This is a genomic window from Anaerolineae bacterium (assembly GCA_014360855.1).
In the GTDB taxonomy this organism is placed as follows: Bacteria; Chloroflexota; Anaerolineae; order JACIWP01; family JACIWP01; genus JACIWP01.
On sequence record JACIWP010000262.1, the window covers coordinates 1 to 4,122 of the forward strand.

At 64.7% G+C, this 4,122-nt stretch carries 6 protein-coding genes; 5 read left to right on the forward strand and 1 reads right to left on the reverse strand.

Annotation, left to right across the window (positions count from 1 at the left end; all coding sequences use genetic code 11):
• Positions 1–369, reverse strand: a 369-nt coding sequence (locus H5T60_12265; protein ID MBC7243207.1) for a hypothetical protein, incomplete at its 3' end; no start/stop codon positions are given.
• A gap of 330 nt (positions 370–699) precedes the next feature.
• Here H5T60_12265 and H5T60_12270 point away from each other — a divergent pair.
• The 5 genes from H5T60_12270 to H5T60_12290 all read left to right on the forward strand — a co-directional run.
• Entirely contained in the window at positions 700–1,245 is a 546-nt protein-coding gene (locus H5T60_12270; GenBank protein ID MBC7243208.1) for a DUF177 domain-containing protein, read from the forward strand.
• A 46-nt stretch (positions 1,246–1,291) separates the two neighbouring features.
• On the forward strand, positions 1,292–1,480 hold the full coding sequence (rpmF, locus tag H5T60_12275; protein ID MBC7243209.1) for a 50S ribosomal protein L32: 189 nt from the start codon (positions 1,292–1,294) through the stop codon (positions 1,478–1,480).
• Positions 1,481–1,600: 120 nt separating this feature from the next.
• On the forward strand, positions 1,601–2,560 hold the full coding sequence (fabK, locus tag H5T60_12280; GenBank protein MBC7243210.1) for an enoyl-[acyl-carrier-protein] reductase FabK: 960 nt from the start codon (positions 1,601–1,603) through the stop codon (positions 2,558–2,560).
• Between the two features lie 3 nt (positions 2,561–2,563).
• Positions 2,564–3,520: an ACP S-malonyltransferase gene (gene fabD / locus H5T60_12285; GenBank protein ID MBC7243211.1), complete on the forward strand. Its 957-nt coding sequence runs from the start codon at positions 2,564–2,566 to the stop codon at positions 3,518–3,520.
• Positions 3,521–3,555: 35 nt separating this feature from the next.
• The coding region (locus H5T60_12290) for a 3-oxoacyl-ACP reductase FabG (protein ID MBC7243212.1) at positions 3,556–4,122 on the forward strand (567 nt) is incomplete at its 3' end.

The following is a 4,122-nucleotide window of genomic DNA, read 5'->3' on the forward strand; positions in this document are numbered from 1 at the left end:
ATTGATGAGGCTGGCCTGCAGTGCCGACATGGCGCGATGAAACACCTCCCGGAACTGCTCAGGTTTGGCGAAGAACATCTCAATGCTCGCCACGGTGTTCTGCCCATCACTGCGCACGTAAATCTTGGCCGCTTTCGTGCGCATGGTGGCGTAATTGGCGGCGACCATGACGCGCGCCAGCTCATCGGCGCTTTCGATCTCCCAGAAGTTGGGAAACACCAGTCGGAAGTACTGGGGATCGTTGGTGTCAATGTCAATGTAATACGTTCCCCCTTCGTGCATGAACACCACATCGCCGTCGGAATCGACGGTAGGGCGGTAGCCCTCCTTGGTCAGGTAATCCACGTACAGTTTTGCCGGCCCACTCATGGGATGGTCTCCTTTCGACCCTCTGGGAAACAGCCGACGAATACGCAGTGCCCCGCACTGCCGGCTTCATGCTAACACATATGGCGGGGCACGTCAAGGGAGAGTGGAGGAAAAGTGAAGAGATAGCCATCCGCTATCGGCCCGGGGCTGGAGACTGCGGCGATGCCTTATGAAGCCGGCGTCCCCATCATGGCCTCAACCTCCCGGGGGCATTCCAGGGACGATCCGCTGGCGCCAGTGGTTCGAAACTTTGACACTTTTCCCTTCCTAGCCTATAATAATTCCCTTGCCGGCCTCTTTGTAGATGCTCGCGCCGGCAATGAGGTAACAATGTTATACAATGTCGCAAAACTGCTACAGGAACCGATCGGGTCCGTCCGCCACTACGTCCTGGACGAGCCCAGCGGCATCGAGGACCCGGACCTGGTGCTGATCGGTCCGATCCACAGCGATCGCGTCACGCTGATGCGCACCCAGCGCGGTATCCTGGTCACCGCCGTGCTGACGCAGACGGTCCGCATGCAGTGCGTGCGCTGTCTGGCCGACGTGGACGTCCCGCTGGAGATCACGCTGGAGGAGGAGTACTTCCCCAGCATTGACCTGAAGACCGGCCTGTTCATCGACTGGTCGCATGACGAGGACGTCACACCGGAGGTCATGATTGACGAGAAACACATCCTTGACCTGCACGAGGTGGTGCGGCAGGAGCTGTTACTGGCCCTGCCCCTGCATCCGCTTTGCCGGCCGGACTGCCGCGGCATCTGCCCGGACTGCGGCGCAGACCTGAACACAGAGCCGTGCCGGTGCGAGGAAAAGCCCGTCGATCCCCGCTGGGAAGCGTTGGCCCGGCTGAAAAAGACGCTGTCCGAAGAGTAATGCGGGATTCCGAGCGCAACATCTTTACGAAAAAGGGGTTATAAACATGGGAGCGCTGCCGAAACGTAAGGTCTCTACCGTTCGCCGCGGCAACCGCCGCAGTCATCATGCATTGAAAAAGATCAATCTGGTTCCATGCCCGAACTGCCACAAGCTGCGGCTTCCGCATCATATCTGCCCGCACTGCGGCCATTACCGGGGCGTGGAAGTGATAGAGGTCGCCAAGGAAAAGTGAGGCGGCGCCGGCCACTCTCCGAACGTACAGGGGGTGCCTCGCCGGCGCAGGCCTCTCCTGGCCGGCGAGCATTCCCGGGGTTTCCCCGTGCGATATCATCTTTCATCAGGAGAGTGACGCGTGATCCACACCCGCCTGTGTGACCTGCTGAACATCCGGCACCCCATCCTCCAGGGGGGCATGGCCTGGGTAGCGACGGCCGAATTGAGCGCCGCGGTCTCGGAGGCCGGCGGATTGGGCATCCTCGGCGGCGGCAACGCCCCACCCGACTATGTGCGGGACCAGATTCGCCAGCTCCGCCGGCTCACCGACAAACCCTTCGGTGTCAATATCCCGCTTTTCTCCGAATATGCCGATGCCGTCATCGACGTCTGCATTGAGGAGCGCGTGCCGGTCGTGACAACCGGCGCCGGCAACCCCGGGCCGGCCATCAAGCGCCTGAAGGAGGCCGGCATCATCGTCATCCCCGTGGTGGCGTCCGTGGCCCTGGCCCGCCGGCTGGAAAAGGCCGGCGCCGACGCCATTATCGCCGAGGGCATGGAATCCGGCGGCCATATCGGCGACGTGGCGACCCTGCCCTTGGTGCCGCAGGTTGTCGACGCAGTGGATATCCCGGTCATCGCCGCCGGCGGCATCGCTGACGGACGCGGTCTGGCCGCCGCCCTGGCGCTGGGCGCGGCCGGCGTGCAGATGGGGACCCGCTTCATCTGCGCCGAGGAATGCACCGTTCACCCGGAGTACAAACGCCGCATTATCGAGGCCGGCGACCGCAGTACCATGGTCTCCGGTGCCGCGCTGGGCCATCCCGTTCGCTCCCTGCGCAACCCTCTCTCCCGCAAATTCGTGGAGCTCGAACAGAGAGGCGCCAGTGAAGCGGAGATCATCTCCTTTGGCACGGGTGCCCTGCGGCGGGCCGCCCGCGAAGGGGACTGGGAAAACGGCACCTTCATGGCCGGCCAGAGCGCCGGCCTGGTCAATGACATCAAGCCGGCCCGCCAGATCATCGAGGACATCATCGCTGAGGCGGAGCAGGCCCTCCACCATTGCGTCAACCTGATCCGGGACAGCCAGGATTCGTAACCTATGGGCACCCTGGCATATCTGTTCCCCGGTCAGGGTTCCCAACGCGTGGGTATGGGGCGCGCCCTGTATGACTCCTTCCCGCCGGCGCGCTCCCTCTTTCAACACGCCGAATCCGTGCTGGGGATACCCCTGGCCCAGCTATGCTTCGAGGGACCGGAGGAAAAGCTCACGGAAACCCGCCATGCCCAGCCGGCTATCCTGGTAACCAGCCTGGCCTTCTGGGAATGGATGTGCTCGCTCCATGCGCCCTCGCCGGCCTTTCTGGCCGGCCACAGCCTGGGCCATTTCAGCGCCCTGGTGGCCGCCGGCGCGCTGGCCTTTGAGGATGCCCTGCGGCTGGTGCAGGCCCGCGCCGAGGCGATGCATAACGCCGCCGCGGAACAAGCCGGCGGCATGGCCGCGATCATCCGCCTGTCCCGCACCGAGCTGGAGCGGGTCTGCCAGCAGGCCGCCGCCGAAACCGGCGCCCATGTCGGCATCGCCAACGATAATTCCCCGGACCAGCTCGTCATCTCCGGCGCGCGCCCGGCCTTGGGGCGGGCCATGGAACTGGCGAAAGCCGCCGGCGCCCGCCGCGTGGTGCCGCTGGCGGTCAGCGGCGCCTTCCACTCCCCCTTAATGGAGAAAGCGGCGGAGCAATTCCGCTCGGCGGCCGAGGCGGTGCCCATCCGCCCGCCGGCCATCCCGATCATCTCCAACGTCACCGCCCGACCGCTGGAGGACCCCGAGGAAATCCGCTCCGACATGATCCGTCAGCTCATCAGCCCGGTGCGCTGGTCCGATTCCGTGGGCTACATGCTGGAGACCGGCGTGAGCCGGTTTGTGGAAACAGGACCTGGCAGTGTGCTCAGCGGCCTGGTCGCCCGCATCGCGCCGCAGGCCGAGGCCTGGAGCGTAGACAGCCCGGACGGAACAGCGCACCTCCTGGCCTTGTCATCGCCCGAAACCCCTGTATAATAACAGGCAGTGTTTGAAACGGAGGACGGCTCAGCATGTTTGACCTGCACGGCAGAGTAGCAGTGGTCACCGGCAGTTCGCGCGGCATCGGCCGCGCCATCGCCAAGGCCCTGGCCGCCCAGGGCGCCAAGGTGGTCGTCAACTATGTCTCTAACGCCGGCGCCGCCCAGGAAGTCGTCGAGGAAATCCGCGCCGCCGGCGGCGAGGCCATTGCTGTCCAGGCGGATGTCAGCCGCATGGAGGACGCCCAACGCCTTATTGATGCCGCGCTGGAGGCCTTCGGCCGGCTCGACATCCTGGTCAACAACGCCGGCATTGCCCGGGACAACCTGCTGGTGCGCATGTCCGAAGAGGAATGGGATGCCGTGCTGAACACCAACCTCAAGGGCGCGTTCCACGCCATGAAGGCCGCCGCCAGGCCGATGATGCGCCAGCGCTACGGCCGCATCATCAGCATTTCCTCGGTCTCCGGCCTGGCGGGGAACGCCGGCCAGGCCAACTACTCGGCGGCCAAGGCCGGCATCCATGGGCTGACCAAGGCGGTGGCGCGCGAGCTGGCCTCGCGCAATATCACCGTGAACGCCGTGGCGCCTGGCTTTGTC